This is a genomic window from Prevotella falsenii DSM 22864 = JCM 15124 (assembly GCF_000613945.1).
Lineage (GTDB): Bacteria > Bacteroidota > Bacteroidia > Bacteroidales > Bacteroidaceae > Prevotella > Prevotella falsenii.
Genome location: NZ_BAJY01000010.1, coordinates 18,190 through 43,041 on the forward strand (window position 1 = coordinate 18,190; position 24,852 = coordinate 43,041).

At 47.9% G+C, this 24,852-nt stretch carries 16 protein-coding genes and 2 pseudogenes; 3 read left to right on the forward strand and 15 right to left on the reverse strand.

Annotated elements, in window-relative coordinates; translation table 11 throughout:
* Positions 1-125: 125 nt before the first annotated feature.
* The 3 genes from JCM15124_RS05405 to feoB all read right to left on the reverse strand — a co-directional run bounded on the left by JCM15124_RS05405 (position 126) and on the right by feoB (position 4,972).
* A complete protein-coding gene (locus JCM15124_RS05405) occupies positions 126-974 on the reverse strand; it encodes a patatin-like phospholipase family protein (RefSeq protein WP_024998609.1) in 849 nt (282 codons plus the stop codon).
* Between the two features lie 241 nt (positions 975-1,215).
* Positions 1,216-2,358: a penicillin-binding transpeptidase domain-containing protein gene (locus JCM15124_RS05410; protein WP_024998610.1), complete on the reverse strand. Its 1,143-nt coding sequence runs from the start codon at positions 2,356-2,358 to the stop codon at positions 1,216-1,218.
* 139 nt (positions 2,359-2,497) lie between these two features.
* Complete coding sequence (gene feoB, locus JCM15124_RS05415) at positions 2,498-4,972, reverse strand: ferrous iron transport protein B (RefSeq protein ID WP_024998611.1); 2,475 nt, start codon at positions 4,970-4,972, stop codon at positions 2,498-2,500.
* A 286-nt stretch (positions 4,973-5,258) separates the two neighbouring features.
* Between feoB and JCM15124_RS05420 the strand changes: the two genes are divergently transcribed.
* On the forward strand, positions 5,259-6,296 hold the full coding sequence (locus JCM15124_RS05420; protein WP_024998612.1) for a YeiH family protein: 1,038 nt from the start codon (positions 5,259-5,261) through the stop codon (positions 6,294-6,296).
* Between the two features lie 228 nt (positions 6,297-6,524).
* On the opposite strand, the gene JCM15124_RS05425 is transcribed toward JCM15124_RS05420, so the two are convergent.
* Positions 6,525-7,205, reverse strand: coding sequence for a YiaD family glycine zipper/OmpA-like lipoprotein (locus JCM15124_RS05425; protein WP_024998613.1), 681 nt, complete (start codon positions 7,203-7,205; stop codon positions 6,525-6,527).
* A 271-nt stretch (positions 7,206-7,476) separates the two neighbouring features.
* On the opposite strand from JCM15124_RS05425, the gene proS reads away from it, so the two are divergent.
* Complete coding sequence (proS, locus tag JCM15124_RS05430) at positions 7,477-8,958, forward strand: proline--tRNA ligase (RefSeq protein ID WP_024998614.1); 1,482 nt, start codon at positions 7,477-7,479, stop codon at positions 8,956-8,958.
* 456 nt (positions 8,959-9,414) lie between these two features.
* Here proS and JCM15124_RS05435 read toward each other — a convergent pair whose 3' ends face one another.
* The 7 genes and pseudogenes from JCM15124_RS05435 to JCM15124_RS15060 form a co-directional block, all read right to left on the reverse strand.
* Positions 9,415-9,903 (reverse strand): dihydrofolate reductase, encoded by a 489-nt coding sequence (locus tag JCM15124_RS05435; protein WP_024998615.1) that lies wholly within the window; start codon positions 9,901-9,903, stop codon positions 9,415-9,417.
* A gap of 222 nt (positions 9,904-10,125) precedes the next feature.
* Positions 10,126-10,920, reverse strand: coding sequence for a thymidylate synthase (locus tag JCM15124_RS05445; RefSeq protein WP_024998616.1), 795 nt, complete (start codon positions 10,918-10,920; stop codon positions 10,126-10,128).
* Positions 10,921-10,928: 8 nt separating this feature from the next.
* Positions 10,929-12,275, reverse strand: a complete 1,347-nt coding sequence (locus tag JCM15124_RS05450; RefSeq protein ID WP_024998617.1) for a methyltransferase RsmF C-terminal domain-like protein — start codon at positions 12,273-12,275, stop codon at positions 10,929-10,931.
* A 20-nt stretch (positions 12,276-12,295) separates the two neighbouring features.
* Complete coding sequence (gene porE, locus JCM15124_RS05455; protein WP_024998618.1) at positions 12,296-14,410, reverse strand: PorE family type IX secretion system protein; 2,115 nt, start codon at positions 14,408-14,410, stop codon at positions 12,296-12,298.
* A 65-nt stretch (positions 14,411-14,475) separates the two neighbouring features.
* Positions 14,476-16,335, reverse strand: coding sequence for a DNA topoisomerase 3 (locus tag JCM15124_RS05460; protein WP_024998619.1), 1,860 nt, complete (start codon positions 16,333-16,335; stop codon positions 14,476-14,478).
* A gap of 512 nt (positions 16,336-16,847) precedes the next feature.
* Positions 16,848-17,318, reverse strand: a complete 471-nt coding sequence (gene rlmH / locus JCM15124_RS05470) for a 23S rRNA (pseudouridine(1915)-N(3))-methyltransferase RlmH (RefSeq protein WP_024998621.1) — start codon at positions 17,316-17,318, stop codon at positions 16,848-16,850.
* Positions 17,319-17,331: 13 nt separating this feature from the next.
* Positions 17,332-17,625 (reverse strand): annotated as a pseudogene (locus JCM15124_RS15060) (DUF4491 family protein); the annotation flags it as partial.
* A 222-nt stretch (positions 17,626-17,847) separates the two neighbouring features.
* On the opposite strand from JCM15124_RS15060, the gene JCM15124_RS05475 reads away from it, so the two are divergent.
* Positions 17,848-19,593: a phospho-sugar mutase gene (locus JCM15124_RS05475; protein ID WP_024998622.1), complete on the forward strand. Its 1,746-nt coding sequence runs from the start codon at positions 17,848-17,850 to the stop codon at positions 19,591-19,593.
* 249 nt (positions 19,594-19,842) lie between these two features.
* On the opposite strand, the gene JCM15124_RS05480 is transcribed toward JCM15124_RS05475, so the two are convergent.
* The 4 genes and pseudogenes from JCM15124_RS05480 to JCM15124_RS13395 all read right to left on the reverse strand — a co-directional run bounded on the left by JCM15124_RS05480 (position 19,843) and on the right by JCM15124_RS13395 (position 24,766).
* Positions 19,843-20,523: a peptidylprolyl isomerase gene (locus JCM15124_RS05480; protein WP_024998623.1), complete on the reverse strand. Its 681-nt coding sequence runs from the start codon at positions 20,521-20,523 to the stop codon at positions 19,843-19,845.
* Between the two features lie 18 nt (positions 20,524-20,541).
* Complete coding sequence (locus JCM15124_RS05485; protein ID WP_024998624.1) at positions 20,542-21,768, reverse strand: CobW family GTP-binding protein; 1,227 nt, start codon at positions 21,766-21,768, stop codon at positions 20,542-20,544.
* A 324-nt stretch (positions 21,769-22,092) separates the two neighbouring features.
* Positions 22,093-23,235, reverse strand: a complete 1,143-nt coding sequence (locus JCM15124_RS05495) for a cytochrome d ubiquinol oxidase subunit II (protein ID WP_024998626.1) — start codon at positions 23,233-23,235, stop codon at positions 22,093-22,095.
* Positions 23,232-24,766 (reverse strand): annotated as a pseudogene (locus JCM15124_RS13395) (cytochrome ubiquinol oxidase subunit I). The gene JCM15124_RS05495 and the pseudogene JCM15124_RS13395 overlap by 4 nt, the downstream one beginning before the upstream one ends.
* Positions 24,767-24,852: the final 86 nt, after the last annotated feature.

Here is a 24,852-nt window from a genome sequence, read left to right on the forward strand (position 1 = left end):
TTTTCTTTTTGGAAAACTTTTTGGAAAACTTTACTTGCGAAGTTTTCCAAAAAGATGTATTCTCTGTTGTGTTTCCGATGGTTTTATTTCTTAATTGTTCAACTGCTTTTTGTTGCTTGTTTCTGCTATTTTCCCAAAAACTGCTTCATCTTCTGCAACTCTTCCGTTGCCACTTCGCGTCCCAATTCGTAGATGGTTTGCATCTCTTCGGCGTCGTGCGATGTGTGTCCGATGGTGAGTTTTGCTTTCGGTCGGATAACAAAAGCGTTGCCTTTCAGCTCCTCCTGCCGCACAAATTCCAACTGTTTGTTATACATAATGTGCCGTTCTGCCAATGCTTTCAGCATCTTGGGATAGCGGCGAAGCTGCAAACGCAACAAAGGCATCAGCTTGTTGGGTTGCTTTTCATAGCCCATGGGTTGGGTGAGCACCACCACATTGCGCCCATAGCCCTGCCGTTGGAAGAAAGCCAAGGGGATAGAGTCAGCCACGCCGCCATCTAACAGCCGCTGTCCGTTAAGGCGTACCACTCTTGAAGCCAAGGGCATGGAAGCCGAAGCACGCACAAACTCAAGCTCTTCGTAGTCCAACACCTTCAGCTGCCTGTACACCGCCTTGCCCGAACCCACGTTTGTTGCCACTGCCCAAAACTCCATTGGGTTGTTGCGGAAGGTATCGAAGTCTACAATATCTAATTCGGTGGGAAGGTAATGGTAGGCATATTCGGCACCAAAGTAGTCGCCCGTGGTGATGAGCGACCACATCGAAGCATACCGCCGGTTGTTTGCAAAGCGTTTGTTGTAGCGAATGACGCGCCCTATCTGTTGCGATTTGTAGTTGCAACCGAAGGCTGCGCCTGCCGAAACACCCACTGCGCCGTCGAACCGTATGCCGTTTTCCATCAATACATCGATGACGCCTGCGCTGAACAGTCCACGCATTGCGCCTCCTTCCAATACCAATCCGGTCTTCATTTGTTTTTGTTTTATTGTTTGCAAAAATAAAAATGTTTTGTCAGAAATACAAAAAAATACTGCCGAAACAGCGTCGGCAGAACGTTAAAGTTGGGTTTTGCTTTTGCTATTTTCTTTCTCCGCCAATTTCTTTACACGTAAAGAAATATTTATTTACGTGTAAAGAAATTATTATTTACGTGTAAAAAAATATTTATTTACATGTAAATAATTTGTCGGTGTTCGGGAATTACCGCGCAATCTACTTCTTTAACGCCTTCCGTATCACCTTTGCAGCAATGGGCGCGGCTACGTCTGCGCCGAAGCCGGCGTTCTCTATGAACACCGCAATGGCTATCTGCGGTTTGTACATAGGGGCAAAGGCGATGAAGGCAGAATGGTCTTTGCCGTCGTTTTCCACCGTTCCCGTCTTTCCGCAAATGCTGTATTCCTTTGTGTTTATGTCGCGTGCGGTGCCCCACATCACGGCGTTGTGCATGCCTTCTATCACGGGTGTGTAGGCTTCGGGTGCGATAAGAGCTTGGCGCGGTTCGAGAAAGCGTTTCGGAAGTGGGTTTTCTACCGTGTTGGCGTGAATGTGCGGTGTGTAGAAATAGCCGCGGTTGGCTATCAGTGCCGCAAGGTTGCAGAGCTGTAGCGGCGTTGCGGTGATGTCGCCCTGTCCCATTCCTGCCCAAATAATGGTGAGGGGGTTCCATCCGCCTTGGTATCGACGCGCCAGATATGCCGAGTTTGCCACCAAACCGCCCTTTTCGCCCGGTATATCCACGCCGAGCGGACCGCCGAAGCCCATGCTTACGATGTAGCTGTGCCACTTGTCGATGGCGGCAGCATAGGTGGCATACTTGGCTTTATCGCCAATCATGGCACGGAAAGACTTTAGGAAATAAGTGTTGCACGAGTTGGCAAGGGCAGCTCGGAGCATCAGCGGGGAAGCGTGTTTGTGGCAACCAATCCTGATGTTGCCTTCGCGGAAAGCCGTGAAGCAAGCCTGCTTTGTGGTGGCTGTAATGGTTCCTTCCGTCAGAAGGGCTAAGGCTTGTGCCGTTTTAAACGTAGAGCCGGGGGCGTAAGCGGTGGCTATGGCAAGGTCGTTGTTGGCACCTTCGGGCGAGTTTGTCGCCATGCAGATAATCTCGCCGGTGCTCGGACGAATGGCTACCACGCTGCCTTTGCGCTCTTTCAGCAGTTCGGTAGCCAATTGTTGCAACTCCGGAAGCAGCGTCGTGGGTGCTTCGGCGGTTGTCTTGGCGGTTGTTTGCTTGGCAGGCTGCGCCGTTTTAGCCTTTTCGGGGTATAGCCGTTCCATTTCCCCGTGGTATTCCTGTGCGGTTGCGGTTGCTGTCACGAGTGTGCAGACTGCCCCTACAATGTATCTTTTCATACTCTTTTAATTGCTGATTTGAGTGTGCAAAGATATGCAAATATCAAGTTTTCTGCGCTATATGCGTAGCGGAATTTACGTTTTTTACCTTATTTTACAAGAACAATACACCCCGTTTATAGGCACAACGTACGCTGTTCTACAAGAACAATATGCCTATTTGGAAGACAATCGCGCTGACTATCCATGCCAGAGCCGTGGTGTAGACGGCGGCAAAGATGCCCCATTTCCAGCTGCCGGTTTCGCCTTTTATGGCTGCTATCGTGGCTACGCACGGGAAATAGAGCAACACAAAGAGCAAGAAACAGAAAGCGGTGAGGGTTGCCAAGGGCTGTGCGTCGTCGTAAGTCATGTTGTTTCGCTTGGCAATGTCGGAAGTCATTTGGTGTCTCAACAACTCGTACTTGCCGCCTTCGTCGTTGTATTCGTTGTCGTCGCCGAACGAATCGTTGTCGGCATAAAGCACTCCCATCGTCGAAGCTACGATTTCCTTTGCTCCAACCCCTGCCAACAAGCCCACGTCTAACCGCCAATCGAAACCCATCGGGCGGAAAACGGGTTCTACCGCTTTACCTATTCTGCCGATATAGCTTTGTTCCTGCTGTGCCTGTTTGCCCATATCGGGGGCGTCGGGTAGGGGAAAGTAGCCCAATGCCCACACGATGATAGATGCAACGAGAATAATTCCACCCATCTTCTTCAAGTATTGCTTGCCTTTCTCCCATGTATGGCGACCGATTGCCTTCCATGTCGGGAAGCGATAGGGGGGCAATTCCATTACGAAAGGTGTGTCTTCGCCCTTCACGATGGTTTTTGAGAAGAGGCGTGCCAACAGTACTGCCATCGCAATACCGATGAGATAGAGCGACATCATCACCGCCGAGCGGTATTGAGCAGCGAAGAACGAGCCTGTCATCATTATATAAATAGGTAGTCGTGCCGAACAACTCATCATCGGAAGCACCAGCATCGTAACCAGTCGGCTGCGTCTGCTCTCGATGGTTCTTGTTGCCATGATTGCGGGAACGTTGCAACCGAAACCCATAATGAGCGGAATGAACGATTTGCCGTGCAGCCCCATCTTGTGCATGAGACGGTCCATGATGAAGGCGGCGCGTGCCATGTAGCCGCAATCCTCCATGTAGGAAATGAAAAAATAAAGTATCAGGATTTGCGGGAGGAAGACAATGACTGCGCCAACGCCTGCAATGGCACCGTCTACTATCATTGCTTTCACCGGTCCGTCAGGTAAAAGACCGTTTACAACGTCCGATAGCCACGCCACACCTGCGTCTATCCAGTCCATCGGATATTGTCCGAGCGTGAAAGTAGCCGTAAACATGATGAAAAGGAAGAGGAAAAAGAGCGGAAAACCCAAATACTTGTGCGTCAGAACGTTGTCTACGCTGTGCGTTATGCTGTAAGCGTCTTTGCCTTTGCCCTTCGTGTACTTGGCTTCCTGCAATGCTCCGTGTATGAAACCGTACTTTGCGTCCATGATAGCAGTCTCGCTGTCTTTCCCGGTCTCTTCTTTTACGCGCTTTGCAGTTTCGTTTCGGTGTGCGATAATCTCCTTTGCATCGGGGAAGGTCGCCACGAGCTTCTCGGTTTCCGAGTCGTTTTCAAGTAGTTTTATAGCCAAATAGCGGGTAGAATACTTCTGTCTGATGTCGGGTTCACGCTTCAGATGTTCCTGAATTTCAGCGATACCGTTTTCCAATTCGTGTCCGTGGTTGATGTGAATGTGGCGGTACGACGGTGTTTCACCCTCTTTTCCTTCGTAGTTTTGTATCACTGTGCGGAACAAATCCTCCACGCCTCTGCCCGATTTGAACACCGTAGGCACCATCGGAACACCGAAAAGGGTACTCAATAGCTTGTAGTCGATGTGGTCGCCACGGTTTTCTATCTCGTCGTACATATTTAATGCACACACCATAGGTACGTGCATGTCAATGAGTTGCGTCGTCAGGTAAAGGTTTCGCTCAAGGTTTGAAGCATCTATTACGTTGATAACGATGTCGGGTGTCTTCTCTACGATTTGCTTGCGCACGTAGAGTTCTTCGGGACTATATGCCGAAAGGCTGTACGTTCCGGGCAGGTCTACCAGTTCAAAGTGGTAGCCCAACAAGTCGGTATAGCCATATTTGGCATCGACGGTAACGCCGGAGTAGTTTCCAACCCGCTCGTGTGCGCCCGAAGCGAAGTTGAACAGCGAAGTCTTTCCGCAGTTGGGGTTGCCCACCAATGCCACGTTTATGGTGCGTCGCTGTCGGTTGGCTGCTGCCACTGCTTCGTTTGGCGTCAGCACCGGTTCGTAAGGGTCGGCTTGGTCTACCTCTATGGCAGGATTGTATTGTGTGTTTTCTGTCGTTGTGTGGGGTGCAGCGTCTACCGCCATCACCTCTATCAGGTCGGCTTCGCTGTGCCGCAGGCTCACTTCGTAGCCCATAATGCGATATTTCACAGGGTCTTGCAACGGCGCATTGAGCAGTACTTTCACCTCTTTGCCGTTGATAAAGCCCATCTCTATAATTCGTTTTCTGAAGCCGCCGTGTCCCGAAACCTTCACGATAATACCTGTTTCGCCCGTCTTCAGCTCTGATAACTTCATACTCTTGTTCCTTTTCTGCAAAAGTACAAAGAAATCGTTGGAAGGAAAAACCGCCCTTTGAAAAGTTCGCGAAAATACCTAATAATGGGGATAAGACACAGACTTGTTTCACGATAGCCTGCCTATTTCACGGTAAAATGTACTAAATTATTGCAATTTCATATAACCGACTTGTTGTTTTTTCCGTACCTTTGCATTTGAATAATAATGTTATGATGCTTTGCAAACCCGAATTTTCGGATTTACAAAGAACGATTTGACAGAACCTAAAACAAGAAACAACAATATGAAAATTACAGAACAACGGAGCAGTATGCTTCACGGAATTCTCCTGATGGCACTCTTTGCGTGCGCAGCTTTCTATTTGGGCGACATGCGTTTCGCCAAAGCCTTGTCGTTTTCGCCCATGATAGTCGGCATTATCCTCGGTATGCTCTATGCCAACAGCCTGCGCAACAACCTGCCGGAAACGTGGACGCCCGGCATTGTGTTCTGTTCAAAGCGCATTCTTCGCTTCGGTATTATCCTTTATGGCTTTAAACTGACCTTTCAAGACATTACTGCTGTCGGGCTGCCTGCCATTATTATCGATGCCATTGTTGTAACCGTTACCATTCTGCTTGGTCTTTTCGTGGGCAAACTGTTGAAGATGGACCGCAGTATAGCCTTGCTTACGGCTTGCGGCAGTGCCATTTGCGGTGCTGCTGCGGTAATGGGTGTGGACGGTGCAATACGTCCGAAACCCTACAAAACCGCTGTGGCTGTGGCAACGGTGGTTATCTTCGGCACGCTCTCAATGTTCCTTTATCCGGTTCTTTATCGTGCCGGCGTGTTCGATTTGCCCGCTCAACAGATGGGCATTTTTGCAGGTTCCACCATTCACGAAGTAGCCCACGTCGTAGGAGCAGGCAATGCCATGGGGGCTGCTATCAGCGACAACGCCATTATTGTGAAGATGATTCGTGTAATGATGCTTGTGCCCGTGCTGCTCGTCATCGCCTTTTTTGTGGCGAAAGACGTTGCAAGACGTGAGGGTGCAGAGGGGCAGAAGAACAAGATACAGGTGCCTTGGTTTGCCATTATGTTCTTGCTCGTTATATGTTTCAACAGTTTCAACCTGCTGCCCGAAGAAGTTGTGAAAGGCATTACTACCTTAGACACCTTCCTGCTTACGATGGCTATGACGGCACTCGGTGCTGAAACGAGCATCGACAAGTTCAAGAAAGCAGGTTTCAAGCCCTTCCTGCTTGCTGCCATTATTTTCTGTTGGCTCATCGTTGGCGGCTATTGCTTGGCACGCTTCGTTGTTCCGATGCTGATGTAAACAAAAAAACGGCGTGGCAGAAGTTTCATGCGGAGAGCTGCCTGTTTTACCTGCACACCTCTTGGGAATAATCTTTGCAAAGGAAAGGTTGCTTTTAGGCTCTATACTAGAACCTCTAGAACCTCTAGGAATACTAGAACCCCCTCTGCGAATACCCATAAAAAAGGCGCACCCCACGAATGGAGTGCGCCTCGTTTGTAGATGTTTGTCAGTCTTTAAAAATATTTATCACAATCTGCCATTATTGGCTTTTTCAATCATTTTGCTCGATGCGTACATGTAAACTTCTACACGGCGGTTCGCCTGACTTACACGTTTGTTCTCTATTGGGTTAGAGCTGCCAAGACCTTCGACGGTGCGAATTTGGCTTGAAGATACACCCTGACCGCGCAAGTAGGTAGATACCGACTTGGCACGCTTCTCCGATAGCGGAATGTTTATGTTGTCGTTGCCCGATGCATCGGTATATCCTTGAATGGCAACGTCGCAATCGCTGTTCTGTTTCAATACGCCGGCAAAGTTCGTAAGGTCTTTCTTTGCAGCTGCGTTGAGGGTTGAACTGTTGGTTGCAAAGAGGATACCCGAATCGAATGTAACCTTTACACAGTCGAAACCGTTGGCATCTTTCACTGTCTCCACCTTGGCATTGTCCACCTGAGCAGCAGTTTGCTCTTTCACTTTGTCCATGTGGCGACCGATAATCGCACCTGTGCCGGCACCTACCGCCGCACCTACTGCCGCACCAATCATGGTGCCTTTCGTGTTCTTACCGATAATGTTGCCCACGATACCGCCGAGCACAGCACCTGCGCCGGCACCTCCGGCACTGTAAGTTCCCTGATTTGTTGCACAACTTGATACGAGAGTAGCTACACAAAGTCCCGCTACGATAGTCTTTAAATTCTTCATAATGTATATAATTTTAAACTTTTTACCTTATATATGTTACGTGTCGGCGAACCCGCTTGTTAATGTTTATCCTGCATCAGCTATGTGAGTGTTGTCCGCCTTTAGCAGAACAAAGATACAACAATTTTCGTTTTGATACGTCGTTTGCCAACATTTTTTTTGTAATTTTGCACAAAATTACGCTTATTAGGCTAATCTGTCAAGGGGAATTTCCTATTCTGTTGGGGAATTTACCTATAATGATGAATAAGAAAAAAAATAGATATAGATTATGGCAAAAGAACTCAAAGAACTTACCAAGCGTGCCGAAAACTACTCGCAATGGTATAACGACTTGGTTGTAAAAGCAGATTTGGCAGAGCAATCGCCTGTTCGCGGCTGTATGGTAATTAAGCCTTACGGTTACGCTATATGGGAGAACATGCAGGCACAGTTAGACAAAATGTTTAAAGAAACAGGTGCACAGAATGCTTATTTCCCCCTCCTTATCCCGAAAAGCTTCCTTTCTCGCGAAGCCGAACACGTAGAAGGATTTGCCAAGGAATGTGCCGTGGTTACACACTATCGCCTGCGTGCCAACGAGAAAGAGGGCGGCGTGGAGGTAGACCCTGCGGCAAAGCTCGAAGAAGAACTCGTTATTCGCCCGACAAGCGAGACCATTATATGGAACACCTATAAGAATTGGATACACTCTTACCGCGACCTGCCATTGATGTGCAACCAGTGGTGCAACGTCATGCGATGGGAAATGCGCACCCGTCCCTTCCTCCGCACATCGGAATTTCTGTGGCAAGAGGGGCACACGGCGCACGCTACACGCGAAGAAGCCGTAGACGAAGCAAAGAAAATACTGAAGGTTTATGCCGACTTTGCCGAACAATGGCTCGCCATTCCTGTGGTTCAGGGTGTGAAAAGCGAAACCGAACGCTTTGCAGGAGCATTGGACACCTATACCATCGAGGCGATGATGCAGGACGGAAAGGCACTTCAAAGCGGTACATCGCACTTCCTTGGGCAGAACTTTGCAAAGTCGTTCGATGTTACTTTCCTCAATAAAGAGAACAAACCCGAATACGTTTGGGCAACATCGTGGGGTGTAAGCACACGCCTTGTGGGTGCGCTCATTATGACACACTCCGACGATAACGGGCTCGTGCTGCCTCCGAAGATAGCTCCGCTGCAGGTTGTTATCGTGCCAATCTTCAAGAACGAAGAGCAGTTGGCAGCCCTTACGGCAAAGCTGCAACCCGTTATCGACGAACTTAGACAGCTCGGCATCAGCGTAAAGTTCGACGATTCCGACAACAAACGCCCGGGATTCAAGTTTGCCGACTACGAACTCAAGGGCGTGCCTGTACGTTTGGCAATGGGCGGACGCGACTTGGAGAACAACACCATCGAGATAATGCGTCGCGATACTTTGGAAAAAGAAAACGTTTCGTTCGACGGCATTGTTGAACGCATAAAGAATTTGCTCGACGATATTCAAGCCAACATCTACAAAAAGGCATTGGATTTCCGCAACGCAAACATTCGCGAGTGCGACAACTACGAAGAATTTAAGGAGAAAGTAAAGGACGGCGGCTTCTTCCTCTGCCACTGGGACGGCACAACCGAGACCGAAGAGAAGATTAAAGAAGACACGCAAGCCACCATTCGCTGCGTTCCGTTCATGTTTGAACAAACCGAAGGTGTGGATATGGTGAGCGGAAAACCTGCAAAGCACCGTGTCATCATTGCTCGTTCATACTGATTTTTACCCTCATAAACAGCAAAGCCACGCACCGTAAAGTGCGTGGCTTTTGTGTTCTGAATAGGCGAATATCAGGCCATAAAACCGTAAATATTTTTCACAAGAATATCTGTTGCGTAACTATCTCGTTACCAACGCATTGCAAAACCTATTGTTTCGCATTCCAAAACCGTAGGTTTTGCACGGTAAAAGCGGCTGTTTTGCATCGCAAAACCTACGCTTTCGCAACGCCAAATCGAAATTGTCGCTTTTTAACAGAATTATCTTTACAAAGTCAAACCGAAAAACGCTCACCGGTTCATCAGCGATTTGGCTTAAAAACATCTGCGCGATGACTTGCTTAGCCTGCTTTTTTATACCGAACTAACGTATTTATTAAAGTAGGCACACCTGAATTATTGCTTGCGCCGAATAATGATACAACTAAGGCTTTGTTTGCCTTTCTTTTATCGTTTTCTATTTTTTCCTCACGTAGTCCACGTATGCGTAAGCCGGAGTGTCGGCGGTTTCGGGGCGTTCTTGCCTTGCTTCCACCTCCCACGTACCATCGTTATATTCCGGGAAAAAGACGTCGGCATGGGGCGGAACAGCCTCTATTTCAGTTAAGTATAGGCGGTCGGCAATTGCCAGACCTTCTTTGTAAAGGCTCGCGCCACCTATGATGAAGGCTTCTTCGTTGTCGGCAAGATGCTTTAAAGCCTCGCTGAGGGAAGTATAGACATCGCAACCGGGGAAGTCGGTTTGGGTGTGGCTCAATACGATGTTTCTGCGATTGGGCAACGCTCCTTTCGGAAGCGAGTGGAATGTACGCCGCCCCATGATAACCGTATGTCCCGTTGTGAGTTGTTTAAACCTACGCAAGTCTTCTTTAATGAAGTAGACCATGTCGTTGTTGTAGCCGATGGCCCGGTTCTTTGCCACCGCTGCTATAATGTTTATCTTCATGTTTCTTAATTTGTCAGTATTCTTTTAAACCCCAATCGGTCATTGGGACGCATTTGCTTATCTTTGTTATTACCGTCATGCTTCCTTACCGCTTTCGTCCGCTTGCCGGCATCTGCGCAGCCATTCCATCTCGCCGTAGCCCGCTACGCCTTCGATGAAACGTCGGCACATCTGCTCGACAATCGAACAAAACCGGTCAAGGACGCTAACGACCGATTTGGGTTAAACCGACACTTCAGCTGCAATGTGCGGGTGCGGGTTGTAGTCGGTCAGTTCAAAATCCTCGTATCTGAAGTCGAAAATGCTTTTTACGTCAGGGTTGATTTTCATCTTTGGCAGTGGGCGTGGCGTGCGTGTAAGCTGCAACTTTGCTTGTTCCAAATGGTTAAGATACAAGTGCGTGTCGCCCGTTGTGTGTATAAAGTCGCCCACTTCCAATCCTGCAATCTGCGCCATCATCTGCAACAGCAGTGCGTAGGAAGCAATGTTGAACGGCACACCAAGGAATGTGTCTGCCGAACGTTGGTAGAGCTGAAGCGAAAGTTTGCCTTCAGCCACATAGAACTGGAACAAACAGTGGCAGGGAGGTAGTGCCATATCTTCTACTTCTGCCGGATTCCAAGCCGTAACGAGCATGCGGCGCGAGTTCGGATTGTGGCGCAAAGCATCTACAACTTGCTGAATTTGGTCGATAGTTCCCCCTTTATAGTCCGGCCACGACCGCCATTGGTGTCCGTAAACAGGACCAAGCTCGCCGTTTTCGTCAGCCCATTCGTTCCATATTCTTACCCCATGTTCTTGCAGGAACTTCACGTTTGTATCGCCTTTCAAGAACCATAGCAGCTCGTAGATAATGCTTTTCAAATGGAGTTTCTTCGTTGTGAGAAGCGGAAAGCCGTCTTGCATGTTGAAGCGCATTTGGTGTCCGAATACCGATAACGTGCCGGTACCTGTGCGGTCGCCTTTCTGCACACCTTCGGTTACGATGCGATGAAGTAGGTCGAGATATTGTTTCATGTTGCTGTCTATGTTAGAATGATTTGTTCGTTTGGAATATGGCTGCTTTTAATGCGCCATTCTTGCGGATAAAGATTGTTGGCACGGTTGCCGAGATTGTTGGCAAAACCAATGGCGTGGCTGCGATACACAAGGGTAACAATGCCTTTTGGGGCTGTTGCAGGGAGCGTTATGGCTTCGTGGCGCAGGTACTTTATCGCCGTATCGTAGTCTATTTCTACATCGGCAAAGGCACTTCTGTCGCCATTTATCGAAAGTGCCAGACTGTGGTCGGGTATTATTTTTTTGCCTTTCGTGGTGCTTTGCTTTACTCCGTGTGCCATAACCTTCAGCTTCTTGTAGGCTTCTGCCACAAGTTTCTCTGCGTTTGGCTCAAGGTTTGTGCTTGTTCCACCTTTCTTTATAACAGCCATAAACAAGCCCTCTCCCTGTGTAAAGCCGGGAATAAAACGATAAACAGGGAAGGGTTCGCGCGTTTTCAGCGGATTATCGATGAGCGACCCGGTTATGTTCCAAGCTTTTTCGGTGGGCATTTCCAATAGTTCTGCATCGTATTCGCTCAATATCCACGCTATATTCTCCTCGTTTTCGTGCGCATTAAACGTACAAGTAGAATAAACCAACAGCCCTCCCGGCTTCAGGTTGTCCCATATATCTGCTATAATGGCACGTTGTAGTTGCCGACAGTTCTCTACATTTTGCTCGCTCCATTCGCCGATAGCTTGCGGTTCTTTGCGAAACATACCCTCACCGGAGCAAGGCACATCGGCTACAATCACGTCGAAAGCGAGCTTTGTTTTCTTGTAATCCCTTGGATAATTGTTGGTAACAACCACGCCGGAGTGCCCGAACTTCTGCACATTTTCTGCTAAAATATGTGCTCGTTTGTTTATCGGCTCGTTGGAAAACACAATGCTGCCTTCTGCAATTGCGGTTCTTGCGCAAGTGGTTTTGCCACCGGGAGCAGCACAAAGGTCAAGTAAGGCAACAGGTTTTCTTACCAAACAGCGTAAGATATGGGCGAGAAACATCGACGAAGCCTCTTGAACATAATACGCACCTGCATGAAAGAGCGGGTCGAACGTAAAGTTTGGGCGTGCATTTAGATAAAAACCCTCCTTACACCAACCTACAGGAGCGGGGGCAAAGCTATCGGCTACTTTTGTCGTCTCGCTTGTTTTAAAAGGGTTTAGACGTATGCTGACGGGCGAAGGTTGCTGCAATGCTTTGCAAAAAACGTTGTAACGTTCCTCTCCGAACAGCGTTTTTGTGTAAACTTCAAAAGCCGTTGGAAGAACGGTTCCAACGACTTCTTTGTTTAAAACGGTTTCTATAGCTTGCTTATTCTCGCTCATTATTGTCTCTGTTCAACTGCTTATTGGAAATCGAAATAAACATCTCCTTCGTCTTCCAAACGTTCTTTCTCTTTCGGTTTCGGCGGATTTTTCAAGTTACCCTTCTCGTCGAACATGCCGTAAGTGGTGCGCAGGACTATAAATTCTGTGCGTCTGTTCATCTGGTTTGCCGTTTCTTGCTTGTCTTTTGGCAATGCCTTTACATATTCTTCTGTAAGTACGTCGCCCTCTTTCAACCATGGATACTTCTCAGCAACTTTCTTGCGAATTGCCTTTGGCTTCTCCTTTCCATACCCGACAGGCGACAAGCGTTCGGCTGCAATGCCTTTCTTAATGAGATAGGTAATCACGGCGTCAGCACGGCGTTGCGATAAACGTTTGTTGTATTCTGCCGAACCTTTATAGTCTGTATGCGCTGAAAGCTCGATAGTAACATTCGGGTTCTCTTCAAGGAGCTTCACAAGTTTGTCCAATGCAGCTTCCGATTCAGGTCGAAGGGTAGCTTTGTCGAAATCGTAGAAGATGTTATCAATCAATACGGGTACACGAATACTTGCCAATGGGAATTGTAACGTGTACTCTTTCGACACCGTAACGGGTTCCACCCTTAACTCTTCTTTATGGTTTAAGTATCCTTGGCAAGTTGCTAAGACGATGTAATTCACGTTCGGACGGATTTCCTGCTCAAACGAACCATCGCCTTTTACCGACAGTTTTAAGTTCGTACCGTCGTCGCCAACCAAGAAAACTTGTGCTGCAGGAAGCTCGTAGCCTTCCATTTCGTACACCCAACCTTTTATGGTTTGTATGACTTCGGGCAACTCAAAGCTATAAATATGGTCCCAACCACGGGCATCTCCCCGGTTGGAAGAGAAGAAACCGCGATTATGTTTCCCCTCGAAAGTCATACCGAAATCGTCTCCTTGCGAGTTTAATGGGAAGCCCGGGTGCTCTATGTGGTAGTGTCTGTCTTTGCCGACTTTGGCAATAAATATATCTAAACCGCCTAAGCCGCCATGTCCGTCCGATGAGAAATACAAATCACCGTTGGGGCGAAACGTGGGAAACATTTCGTTACCGGGTGTGTTGATAGGTGCTCCAAGATTTTCAACGCCGCCGGTTGTACCGCCTATGAGGCGAACTCGCCAAATATCGAAGCCTCCCTTACCACCCGGCATATCGCTGACAAAGTAGAGCCAGTTGCCGTCCGGCGATAGGGCGGGGTGGGCAAAGCTCGATAAAGTATCGCGTGTAATCTCCAATTTCTTGGGCTTTCCCCATGCTGCATCAGCACGGTTGCTTACTGCTATTTGTGCAAAGCGAGGATAAGTAGGGTCGGTAAGGCATTGAGTGATATACATTTCCCGTCCGTCTACGGAGAAAGCGGGTGTCCCTTCATCAGCTTCAGAGTTCAGACCGCTTTCTATTGTGTGAGGAGTAGTCCACTTTCCCTTCTCATCTTTTTCGCTAACGAAGATGTCGCCGGGCTTTACGCCCGTTATACTACTTACTTCATCGCCTTGCGCATCGTTGCGCGTAGAGGTGAAATAGAGTTGGTTGTATTGGTCGCCGAAAAGCATTGGCGAGTAGTCTTGCCTGCGAGAGTTGAACTTATCCATCTTTTTAACTTGGTAGTAAGACCCTTGTTCCTTTATTGCAGATGCCTTGGTGGCAGCCGTTAAGCCCTCTTTTACAATGTCGTTGTCAGGCATAGAGTCCAATGCGATATTGTATTCCTTTATCGCTTCAGGGTAAGCACCCACCTTCATAAGGTTGGCAGCCAGCTTCAAGTGGGTGTCTTTGTCGTCCTGCTTATATCTGATGACATTCCGATAGGCTGCAATGGCTCTTTGCGACGAGCTTATCCGGTCGTAGCATAATGCCATTTTTGCAGCCAATTGTCCTCTTTGGGCACGGTCTTTTGCAGGTGTGCGCTGATAAGCAGTCTTGAATTGCGTTGCAGCATCGTGGTATTCGCCGATGGCAAGAAACTTTTCACCTTTCTTTATGTTTCTATCAATACCGCAGCTGTGCAGAAGCAAAGCAATGGTACATAGCAGAAACAATCCAAAAACTTGTGTGCCGTAATGTTTTTGGTGCTTTATTTTATTGTATGCAAGTTGGCGTTTATTCATATTTATATTAAACGTAACAACGGCAAATATATTGCAAGATACTGCTTTTCTATTTCTTCTTTATCTTATGTGCTTTGTGTTGCTTCTCCGATTTTTCGGTTAGAGTTGTCGGCAAGCACATCGTTTACGATGTTCGATATTTGTTCTTTCAGTTCGTTTATAAACTGTCCGGCATCGTATCTCTTATGTTCGATGTCGCGTAACTTCTTCTCCCAGATGCCGGTAAGTTCGGCAGAAGTAAGCAATTTCTCGTGAATGGTATCTATCAGTGCAATTCCTGTTTCGGTTGCAATTAGGTTTTTACGCTGCCTGCGAATGTAATTGCGCTTGAAAAGCGTTTCTATAATACCCGCACGAGACGACGGACGCCCGATTCCGTTTTCCTTTAGTGCTGCTCTTAGTTCTTCGTCGTCTACCAATTTGCCCGCCGTCTCCATTGCGCGAAGCAATGAAGCTTCTGTATAGTGTTTTGGCGGAACCGTCTGTTTTTCAGTTAGAGTAGGAGAGTGTTCCCCTTTTTCCCCTTTAACGAATGTGGGAAGTATTCTCTCTGCAGCTTCATTCTTCTCACTTCCTTCCTCTATGGCTTGCTTTTCAGTATTCTGCTTGTAAACCACCCGCCAGCCTTCGTCGAGTATTTCTTTCCCCGACGCTTTAAATTCTATTTGGTCTACCTTGCCGAGAACGGTGGTTGTGGAAAACTTGCAATCGGGGTAGAACACCGAAATGAAACGCCTTGCAATAAGGTCGTACACATTTCGTTCCGCATCGCTTAATCCTTGAGGAATTACGTTGGTAGGTATAATGGCGTGGTGGTCGGTTACTTTCGACGAATCGAATACACGTTTGCTTTTAGGAAGTGGCTTTCCTCCCAAGGGTTTCACCAAGTCTGCGTATGGCTTCCGTGCGGCAAAGGCGACTTGAAACAGCGCATTCATTATTTGCGGACACTCTTTGTAAACGTCGTCCGTAAGATGTTGCGTATCGACACGTGGGTATGTGGTGTATTTTCGTTCGTAAAGTGTTTGAATAGTGTTGAGTGTCATCTCGGCAGAATACCCGAACTTGCGGTTGCAATCTACTTGCAAAGAAGTCAAATCGTAAAGTTGCTTGGGTTGTTCGATACCTTTTTTCTTTGTTACGGCAGTTACTTCAAAAGGTTTGTTTTCTATTAATGCGAAGGCTTCTTGCCCTTCTTCCTTCGATGTGAATTTACCTTTTGTCGCTGTAAACTGCGTTTCCCGATAGATGGTAGCCAACACCCAGTAAGGTTCCGGCTTGAAATTGTCTATTTCTTTCTGTCGTTCTACAATCAAAGCCAACGTCGGTGTCTGTACGCGCCCTATGGAAAGCACTTGTGCGTTCTTGCCAAAACGGTTGTTTCCATACTTTAATGTATAAAGACGAGTGGCGTTCATGCCCAGCAACCAATCGCCGATGGCACGCGAAAGTCCTGCCAAATAAAGCGGCTCATAGTCTTTTTGGTCTTTCAGATTGGCAAATCCGTTGCGTATAGCCTCATCGGTCATTGACGAAATCCACAGTCGTTTGACGGGACAGGCTACTTTTGCCTTTTGCATTACCCAACGTTGAATAAGTTCGCCTTCTTGTCCGGCATCGCCACAGTTTATAATTTCTTCTGCATTTCGATACAGACGTTCGATGACTGCAAACTGTTTTTTTATCCCTTCGTCTTCTATCAGCTTTATTCCGAACCTTGCAGGAACCATCGGAAGGGCTGCCAAGCTCCAGTGTTTCCAATTCACAGCATAGTCGTTAGGCTCTTTTAGTTCGCACAGATGCCCGAAGGTCCAAGTTACCTGATAACCATTACCTTCCATATATCCGTCTTTCGAACTTGTTGCTCCAAGTATTCGGGCAATGTCGCGTGCCACACTTGGTTTTTCGGCAATGCAAACTTTCATACTGCTTTCTTATTTTTCTGCAAAGTTACTCATAATTCTTCTTTTTCGCAAACAATGGTTCTTTTCTCTTTCCTCGAAAAGTGCGTTTTCTCGCCATGGCAATGCTCAAATAAATTTGGCATTGCTCATCCGGCTGAACGAAAACGTTCGGTAGAAAGTGAACGCAGCTGATTTTCCTTTTAATATTTAAGGTCGGTTCTTCGAAAAACAGCTTTGATTTTGTAAAGATAATTCCCTTAAAAAGTGATAATTTCGATTTGGCGTTGCGAAACCGTAGGTTTTGCGTTGTAAAACCTACGCTTTTACCGTGCAAAACCTACGGTTTTGCAATGCCAAACAATAGGTTTTGCAACGCATTGACAGCGAATGAGTTACACAACAGATACACTTGTGAAAAATGTTTACACTTTTATGGCGTATTTTCTGTGTTTATATCGCACCGCTTTCTACTGCACAAGGGGAGGTTGGAGAGTGGAGCGACCGTGTTTTTCGTATTTATATCGCACTGCTTTCTACTCGTGGTGATACGGTTCGCCCTTGATAATGCTGCACGCCCGATAGAGTTGTTCCACGAAAATAAGGCGCACCATTTGGTGGGAGAAGGTCATTTTGGAAAGCGAAATCTTTTCGTCGGCACGGTCGTACACCGCTTTTGAGAAACCGTAAGGACCGCCAATGACAAACACGAGCCGCTTGGCAGTGTTCTGTTTCTTCTGCAACCACACGGCAAACTCCACCGAACGAAACTCTTTGCCGTGCTCGTCGAGCAGTACCACCGTGTCTGCCGTCTGTATTTCCTTTAATATCATTTCGCCCTCGCGGTCTTTCTGTTGCGCTTCCGAGAGTTTTTTGGTGTTCTTAAGTTCGGGCAGCGTAACAATGTTGAACGGCAGATAGTGGGCTATGCGCCCTGTATAATCGGCAATGGCACGCATAAAAACATCGTCGGTGGTTTTCCCCACCAAGACTAAAGTTGCCTTCATTCCTTGCGCTTATATGCTCCTTGCGCTTGGGGTTCATCGGAAACCACCCTTTTTCCACACGTTTCACCTGTTCGAACAGCTCGCCGATGCCCCAAAGCAGCGATGCGCCTACCACGCCGAGCAGTGCTGACCAGAATATATCGGCAACAAACAATGCCCAGACACAGCAGACAATGCCGCCAACGAGCCACAGCCACCACGCTTTCGTGCCAAAATAGTATTCCCACTTAATCACTGCGGGGTGCAGCAATCCTATAATAAGAAAGGTGCAGACAGCAAGAACGACACCCTGAAAATATATTTCCATTATCTTTTAGTTTTATTTCTTTTTCCTAAATTGGATACAAAAATACAAAAATAATTGCGATTTTACACCATTAATCTCAATCTTTTCAGTATATTTGCAGAACTATATGCGTGCGATATACCTTCGTTCGTTCAATGGCAACAGTGCGCAGGTAGCATCAACTATATTTTCTAATCGTTTGAGGGACGTAAAAAGAGCCCTCTAAAAAATTATCAGGAAACTATGCAGAACAAAGAACTTATTGCCCAATGCGAGCAGAAAGCAAAACAATGGCTCGCCCCTGCTTTCGACGAAGCAACCCGCAAGGCTGTTCAGGAGATGTTGGACAGCGAAAACAAAGACCTTCTTGTCGAGTCGTTTTACAAAGACCTTGAGTTTGGAACGGGCGGTTTGCGCGGCATTATGGGCGCAGGCTCTAACCGTATGAACGTCTACACCGTTGGCATGGCAACACAAGGGTTTGCCAATTATCTTAAAATAAACTTCAAAGACAAAGAGCAAATCTCGGTTGTTGTGTGCCACGACTGCCGCAACAACTCTCGTCTGTTCGCCGAAACCGTTGCCAACATCTTCTCGGCAAACGGCATTAAAGTTTATCTTTTCGATGATTTGCGCCCCACACCCGAATGTTCTTTCGCCATTCGGCATTTCAAAGCGCAAGGCGGCGTGAACATTACGGCGAGCCACAACCCTCGCGAATACAACGGCTACAAGGCTTATTGGGACGACGGCGCACAGGTGCTGGCTCCGCACGATAAAGGCATCATCGACCAAGTGAACTTGGTTAAGATAGAAGATGTGAAGTTCGAGGGCAACAAAGACCTTATCGAAATCATCGGAGAAGAGGTAGACAAGGTTTATCTCGAAAAGGTAAAGACGGTTTGTATCGACCCTGAGGTAATCAAACGGCAGCACGACCTTTGCATCGTCTACACTCCGTTGCACGGTGCGGGTCGCGTCATGATACCGCGGGCACTGCGCGACTGGGGTTTCACAAACATTCATTGCGTAGAGGAACAAATGGTGAAAGACGGCAATTTCCCTACCGTAGACCGTCCGAACCCGGAAATAGCAGAAGCCCTCACACTCGGTTTGCGCGATGCAAAGAAGCTCGATGCCGACATTCTGATGGCTTCCGACCCCGATGCCGACCGTGTTGGCATGGCTTGCAAGGACAGCAACGGCGAGTGGATTCTCATCAACGGCAACCAAACTTGCTTGATTTTCCTTTGGTATATCATCACCAACCGTCAGGCATTGGGCAAGATGACACCGAAAGACTACATCGTGAAGACTATCGTAACCACGGAAGTGATTGCCGAAATCGCCAAGAAACAGCACATAGAAATGCGCGACTGCTACACGGGCTTTAAGTGGATTGCACACGAAATAGCCCTTTCCGAAGGCAAATACAACTATATCGGCGGCGGTGAGGAAAGCTATGGCTTCATGGCTTCCGACTTTAACCGCGACAAAGACGCCGTCAGTGCCTGCGCGCTCTTGGCTGAAATCTGCGCTTACGCAAAGGATAAGGGCAAGACGCTCTACGATTTGCTGATGGATATATACTTGGAATACGGCTTCAGCGAGGAGCACACAATCAACGTAGAACGTCCCGGAAAGAGCGGCGCAGACGAAATTCAGCAGATGATGCGCAACTTCCGCGCCAACCCACCGAAAGATTTGGGCGGCAGCACCGTATGTTTGTGGAAAGATTATCAAAGTCTTGAGGCTACAGACGCTGAAGGAAACAAAACCAAACTCGTTATGCCCGATACCAGCAACGTGCTGCAATGGTTCTGCACCGACGGCACAAAAGTAAGCGTTCGCCCATCGGGAACCGAACCAAAGATTAAGTTCTATCTCGAAATAAAAGACAAGATGCAGACCGCAGCCGACTTTAAGGCTTGCCGTGCACGTGCTTACGAGAAGATAGAAGCTATAAAGAAAAGCCTTGGTTTGCAATAAACAGCAAGCCGGTAATAACAGAAAAGCCCCGCAATTGCGGGGCTTTTTTTATTCTTCGTGGGTTGTACAGTCTGCCTTTTGCAGATATTCCGTTTACCAACCACAGGTATTTCGTTTACCAATTGTAGGTACTTTGTTTACCTTTCGCAGACGTTAGGAACGTAATAAATCACGCCCCTACACTTTGCTGCTACCGCTTCCGGTGCGCAATGACTTGCGATTGTACCGATAAAAACTGCGTGTGGACTTTTACTTAACTACCTTTGCCGTTACGATGCGAATATCGTTGATGGGGCGGTCGTTGTCGTCTGTGGCTGTGCGTTGTATCTTTTCAACGATGCCGAGCCCTTCGAGCACTTCGCCGAACACGGTGTACGAACCATCGAGATGGGGTGTACCGCCAAGCGTTTTATAGGTTTCGCAGAGTTCGGGAGTCAGCTTTGCCTTGCCGTCGGTGTACTTGTCGATGCGGCTTTGTGCCCATTCTAACTGTTGGTCGCTGAACTTCTGTCCCCACACGATGTAGAACTGAGTAGACGACGAGGCACGTTCGGGGTTCACGTTGTCGCCCTCGCGTGCAGCCGCCAATGCGCCACGCTTGTGGTAGAGTTTTGGAAAGCAAATCTCGGCAGGTATGCTGTAAGCCTCGGGAGTATCGCCGAGCATTTGTCCTGCCTTTGCCGTTTTCGATGCCAAGTCGCCTGCCTGCACCATAAAATCTTTGATGACACGGTGGAACAACACACCGTCGTAATCGCCTGCCTGCACGTGCTTCAGGAAATTGTCGCGATGCAAGGGCGTTTCGTTGTAGAGTGCAATGCGGATAGTGCCGCTGTCGGTAACGAGTTCCACCTCGCGGCGGGTGTCGGTCTGCGCCTGTGCCAATACGGCAATGAGGCAGAAGAGAAGAAAGACGATAGTTTTTTTCATAACAATTGCTTTATTGGCTTATTTCAAACATTTATCTAATTCTGCCTTAATGGCAGCCTTGTCCATATCCTGACCGATGAATACCAACTTCTGCATGCGGTCGCCGTAAGGTTCTTCCCAGTCTTTCTTCAAGCGTGGGTTGCGCTCAAGGAACTCACGGAGTTCAAATTCGGGCATGGTGGCGTACCATTGACCGGCATTGCGCAGCGTAACCTGCTTGCCTGCCTGCTCGAAAACGTAGCAAATATCTTTCTCGTTGTCGAAGTAGCACAGTCCTTTGCAGCGGATAATGCTCTTCGGCCACTTGCGTGCAACGAAGTCATCGAAGAAGTTTAAGTCGAATGGGCGGCGTGCGTAGTACACGAATGTGTCGATGTTGTACTCCAATGCCTCGCCGTGCTCTTCGTTTTCAAGATGGTCGTGGTGGTGATGGTGGTGATGATGGTGGCTGTGTTCCTCGTCATGATGCTCGTCGTGGTGGTGCTCATCGTGTTCGTGGTGCTCGTCGTCGCCCTCGTTTTCTATGGCAGCAATCCATGAAGCGGACGTTGCCACCTTATCGAAATCGAAGTCCTTGGTGTCGAGAATGCGGTCGAAATCTACATCGCCGTAGTTGCACTCTATTATTTCTGCCTTCGGTTGCAGTGCGCGGACAATGTTGCGCACCTTCTGCAGTTCTTCGGGCGATACGTCGTCAGCCTTGTTCAGCAGCACGAAGCTGCAAAATTCTATCTGCTGTATCAGCAGGTTTTCTATGTCGTCGTCGCCCAATTCCTTCTTCATCAGGTCGTTTCCTGCCGAAAACTCGTCGCACATACGGCGTGCGTCCACCACCGTAACGATGCTGTCCAATACCGCACGCCCGTCTTTTGCAAGGTCGGGATAGATTTGCGGATAAGCGCAGATGGTCTGTGCGATGGGTGCCGGCTCGCAAATGCCGCTGGCTTCTATTACGATATAGTCGAAACGGTGTTGCTTTACGATGTCGCTAAGCTGTTGCACCAAGTCCATTTTCAGCGTGCAGCAGATGCAACCGTTCTGCAATGCCACCAACGAATCGTCCTGTTGGTCTACCACGCCGCCTTTTTCTATCAGGTCGGCGTCGATGTTCACCTCGCCAATATCGTTTACGATGACAGCGAACTTTATACCTTTATTGTTGCTAAGAATTTTGTTCACGAGTGTTGTCTTTCCGCTTCCGAGGTATCCTGTAAGCAGCAAGACGGGTGTATCGTTTCTCTCCATATATTATATAATGTATGATTTATATTGATATTTTCGATGGACAAAGGTACAATAATTGTGCCATAATCGTGCTTTGCAAGCCATTTTTTTTCGCTGCAATGCGCTTGCGGAGCAGTAGAAATTTTGTGGAGGCAGAAGCAAAATTATTATTAACTTCTATGCTAGAGTTTCTAGAAATTCTAGGAAAACTAGATTTTCTAGCCCCCCCCGCTATTCCTTCCCTGTTAAAACACAAAAAACACGATGCACCAACATTGTGGCACATCGTGCGGAAGCTATTGTTTTATCGCTATTTAGGATAAAACGATGAAATGAAAAAGAATTTTAATATGCGTGGTCGTCGTCTTCTATCTCCTTACGGTCAATCTTCTTGCTGTCGATACTGCGCCAAGCATAGAAGATATAGGCGAGAACAAACGGTGCAATCAGGCTGGCATAGAACATTGCGGTGAGGGTGAACTCGCTCGAACAACTGTTCTTGATGGTCAGGGAGCTTTGCAAGTCGGCGGTAGAAGGGTAGTAAGCCGTGTTGTTGTAGCCTGCAATGAGGAACAACACGATAACAACCAACACCACGCCGATGCCCGTTGGCCAGATGCCCTTGATGTAATCTTTCTGCATAAGGGTGCGGACGATGCCGAAAAGCACCAGCAGCACGCCCACCAAGAGAACGATAGCCAAGTACCACATATCGAGAAGATTGTTCAGATACTTCATCGGTTCCATCACGATGGTGCCTTCTGCGTTTACCGCATAGCCTTCGCCAAGCAGTGTTTTCAACAAGAAAGCGAGGAAGAAGACGAGGAACAGCACCGTGTTTACGAGCAACTGCGGACGAACGCGCGAACGAATGGCTTCGTCTGCCACATTATTATTAATGTAGAGTATGCCCAATACACGAGCGAGGAATACAACCGCAATGCCGAAAACTACCACCCAAGGGTTCAACAACACGTCGAGACCACGGGAAGCGTTCGCCCAATGCGAGATGACGGGCTGCATTTCGTTCACGATGTTCGCCTTTTCTACAATGAAATTCGACCCGGTAAAGAAAGTTGCCACTGCGCCGCCAAGGAGCAGCGGACCAACGATACCGTTGATAATCAAGCAGGTCTGGAAGGTTTTAACACCGAGAAGATTGCCTGCTTTGTTCTGAAATTCATAGCTTACGGCTTGAATGATGAACGAGAAAAGAATGATGACCCATACCCAATAAGCCGAGCCGAAGCTGGTGCTGTAAAAGAGCGGGAACGATGCGAAGAATGCACCGCCGAACGTAACAAGCGTTGTAAAGGTAAATTCCCACTTGCGTCCGGTAGAGTTTACCAGCATACGGCGTTCTACATCGGTCTTTCCTAATTGGAAAATCATGGAGTTGGCACCCTGCACAAACATCAGGAAGACGAGCAATGCGCCTAAGAGTGCAATGAGAAACCACCAGTAATGTTGCAAAAATTCGTATGTCATAGTTCCGGTCCTTTCTTTATTTGTTTACACATAATGCTGACTTCTACCAACAACATGGCAGTGAAGAGGAAAAGGAAGAGGAAGAACGTAAGAGCTACGCTTCCGCTGTTGAGGTCGCTAACCGCTGCCCACGTTGGCAACATATCCTGAATTGTCCAAGGCTGACGCCCGAATTCGGCTACCAACCAACCGCTTTCGCTGGCAATATAAGCCAATGGAATAAGGGCAACACCTGCCAATTGCAAAAGGCGGGCGCGGGTAATGTCCTTGCGATAAAGCACAAACAAGATAACGGCAAATACGAGAATGAACAGCACACCCAAGCCTACCATGATGCGGAATGCCCAGAAATTGATGCCGATAGGAGGCACGGTTTCGTCGGCATTCTTAATATAGCCATAGCCGAAGTACTTCATGTTCTCCTTCAACGTCTTTATATTGGCTTCCGTTTTCTGTCCGCCGCGATAGTCCTTGAGAGCTGCTATGGCTTGCTTTCCGCGTTCCATCTTCTCTTTGAGCATGGTTCGACGGTGCCGTCGTCCTTTGTATAACCGTTTATAATGTTGCGAATACCGGGTACATAGCCGTTGAAATCGCGTGTGGCAAGGAACGAAAGCACCTTAGGCACAGCTATCTTCATTGGCGGTTCGGTTTCGCTCATATAGTCGGGCTGCGAGAACGGATTGACAAGGGCTACTGCCGTGAGTGCCTCGCCCTTACCGCCTTCGTACAAAGCCTCCATGGCTGCCAGCTTCATAGGCTGATGCTTTGCAACAAGATAAGCCGATTCGTCGCCAACCATCGCTGTAAGCAACGACGATACAAGCCCTACGGCAGCACCTATCTTCAAGCTCTTGCGTGCAAACTCTACATGACGCTTCTTCAGCAAGTACCAACAGCTGACGCCGACACAGAAAGCAGCACCCAAAACCCAAGCCGAAGTAATGGTATGCGTAAACTTATTCACGGCCATCGGACTTAAAGCCACTTCCCAGAACGATGTCATTTCGTTGCGCATCGTGTCGGGATTGAACTCGCAACCGACAGGATTTTGCATCCACGCATTGGCAACGAGAATCCACCAAGCCGATATGGTGGCACCAATACCTGTGAGCCAAGTAGATGCAAGGTGAAATCCTCGCGACACTTTCTTCCAACCGAAGAACATAACCGCTACGAAAGTAGACTCCATGAAGAAAGCCAACATACCCTCGATGGCAAGCGGTGCACCGAAAATGTCGCCCACGAACCAAGAGTAATTGCTCCAGTTGGTTCCGAATTCGAACTCCAAGATGATGCCGGTGGCAACACCCATCGCAAAATTAATACCGAAAAGACGTTGCCAGAACTGGGCGGTCTTTTTCCAAAACTCTTTTCCCGTACGATAATAGTACGTCTCCATGATACCCATGATGAGTGCCAAGCCAAGCGTGAGCGGCACAAACAGCCAGTGGTAAATGGCTGTGAGCGCAAACTGGGCACGCGACCAGTTCACTACATCGGGGTCGATGGTTAATAATAGATTTCCCATTGTTGAATAATATAACTGTTAGAATTTATTTTGTTCGCTTTTTTAATTCACGGTTTTTGCTTTCAGAGCGTTTCGAGAACCTCTCG

Bases quoted from the DNA above. Each gene is read 5' to 3' on its own strand.
- JCM15124_RS05405 (WP_024998609.1), bottom strand. From the start codon at position 974: ATGAAGACCGGATTGGTATTGGAAGGAGGCGCAATGCGTGGACTGTTC.
- JCM15124_RS05410 (WP_024998610.1), bottom strand. From the start codon at position 2,358: ATGAAAAGATACATTGTAGGGGCAGTCTGCACACTCGTGACAGCAACC.
- feoB (WP_024998611.1), bottom strand. From the start codon at position 4,972: ATGAAGTTATCAGAGCTGAAGACGGGCGAAACAGGTATTATCGTGAAG.
- JCM15124_RS05420 (WP_024998612.1), top strand. From the start codon at position 5,259: ATGAAAATTACAGAACAACGGAGCAGTATGCTTCACGGAATTCTCCTG.
- JCM15124_RS05425 (WP_024998613.1), bottom strand. From the start codon at position 7,205: ATGAAGAATTTAAAGACTATCGTAGCGGGACTTTGTGTAGCTACTCTC.
- proS (WP_024998614.1), top strand. From the start codon at position 7,477: ATGGCAAAAGAACTCAAAGAACTTACCAAGCGTGCCGAAAACTACTCG.
- JCM15124_RS05435 (WP_024998615.1), bottom strand. From the start codon at position 9,903: ATGAAGATAAACATTATAGCAGCGGTGGCAAAGAACCGGGCCATCGGC.
- JCM15124_RS05445 (WP_024998616.1), bottom strand. From the start codon at position 10,920: ATGAAACAATATCTCGACCTACTTCATCGCATCGTAACCGAAGGTGTG.
- JCM15124_RS05450 (WP_024998617.1), bottom strand. From the start codon at position 12,275: ATGAGCGAGAATAAGCAAGCTATAGAAACCGTTTTAAACAAAGAAGTC.
- porE (WP_024998618.1), bottom strand. From the start codon at position 14,410: ATGAATAAACGCCAACTTGCATACAATAAAATAAAGCACCAAAAACAT.
- JCM15124_RS05460 (WP_024998619.1), bottom strand. From the start codon at position 16,335: ATGAAAGTTTGCATTGCCGAAAAACCAAGTGTGGCACGCGACATTGCC.
- rlmH (WP_024998621.1), bottom strand. From the start codon at position 17,318: ATGAAGGCAACTTTAGTCTTGGTGGGGAAAACCACCGACGATGTTTTT.
- JCM15124_RS05475 (WP_024998622.1), top strand. From the start codon at position 17,848: ATGCAGAACAAAGAACTTATTGCCCAATGCGAGCAGAAAGCAAAACAA.
- JCM15124_RS05480 (WP_024998623.1), bottom strand. From the start codon at position 20,523: ATGAAAAAAACTATCGTCTTTCTTCTCTTCTGCCTCATTGCCGTATTG.
- JCM15124_RS05485 (WP_024998624.1), bottom strand. From the start codon at position 21,768: ATGGAGAGAAACGATACACCCGTCTTGCTGCTTACAGGATACCTCGGA.
- JCM15124_RS05495 (WP_024998626.1), bottom strand. From the start codon at position 23,235: ATGACATACGAATTTTTGCAACATTACTGGTGGTTTCTCATTGCACTC.